Source organism: Falsiphaeobacter marinintestinus (assembly GCF_007923355.1).
GTDB classification, from domain to species: Bacteria; Pseudomonadota; Alphaproteobacteria; order Rhodobacterales; family Rhodobacteraceae; genus Phaeobacter_A; species Phaeobacter_A marinintestinus.
In genome coordinates this window covers 1-1,110 of the sequence record NZ_VOGO01000050.1, presented here as the reverse complement: position 1 = coordinate 1,110, position 1,110 = coordinate 1, and the positions used below count along the sequence as shown (strand labels likewise).

1 protein-coding gene is annotated in these 1,110 nt (G+C 62.4%); it reads right to left on the bottom strand.

The features are described 5' to 3' along the window. A partial coding sequence (locus tag FOY56_RS23760; protein ID WP_186766462.1) for a right-handed parallel beta-helix repeat-containing protein occupies window positions 1-1,110 on the bottom strand: 1,110 nt, incomplete at both ends.

The following is a 1,110-nucleotide window of genomic DNA, read 5'->3' as shown; positions in this document are numbered from 1 at the left end:
GCCAAGGCCAAGGATCCAGTCCGCGCCCGCCCCGCCATAGAGCGTGTCATTCCCATCCGTGCCAAACATCACGTCCGAGTCGGACCCGCCGACCTGAGTGGTCAACTGAAGCTCAAACGCGCCAAGATCCGAGGTGTTCGCGCCATTGTTGGCAGCTCCCGGATCGTCCGCCCGTCCGGCCCCCCGCGCATCCGTTGCCGGGGCCGCACTGTCATCCCCCGCATCCAGTGCCGGGTTCGTCACATCGCCGTTCAGCGCAATCGTCTGAACCGGTCCGCCATTGTCCGCCAGCAGACCACCGCCGTTGCCGTCCAGCGCTGCGAATACGTCAGCTGCCGTTCCAGACGTGAGAGAGGTCGTGGACGTGACTGTCCCACCGACGTCTGCGTTCGTCGTTGCACTATTGCCCAGCACAATGCTGTTGGTCAGCGTCGCTGTGCCACTGTTCTGAAGGCCACCGCCGTATCCGTATGGGCCCGACGCGCTATTCCCGCTGATCGTGCTGTTGGTCAGTGTCGCCGTGCCACGGTTGATCATCCCGCCGCCGCCGTAATTCGTCGCCTCGTTTCCGCTGAGCGTAGAATTGGTCAGCGTCGCGGTGCCTCCACTTCGGTTGTAAATTCCACCGCCCTGATAGGTCGCCGTATTGCCGCTAATCGTGCTGCTTGTCAGCGTCACCGCGCCGCGGTTCCAAAGCCCACCGCCCAATTCCGCCGAACTGTCGCGGATTGTGCTGTTGGTCAGGGCGACCGTTGCACCAGTATCAATGTAAATGCCGCCGCCGGACCCGGCGGAGCCATCCGTGATCGTCAGGGCGTGCAGGGTCGACGATCCGCTGGTCGCGTTGAACACCCGCGAGGCATCATTGCCAGAGATCGTGATGTCCGCGATATCGTCGTCGTCGATATCACCATCAATGGTCACATCGGTGGACAGAACCAGTTCCGTCCCGCCCAGCGTGATCGTCTGGCCGGACAGCGCCGCGTCAAAGGTTATCGTGCTGGCATCCGCGTTAGAATTGGCAAAGGCCAGCGCCTCGCGCAGCGAGGTTTGGTAGTCATAAGCGTCAACGACGTCGGACGTTGTTGTGACGATCAGGCTGGCGGTTTC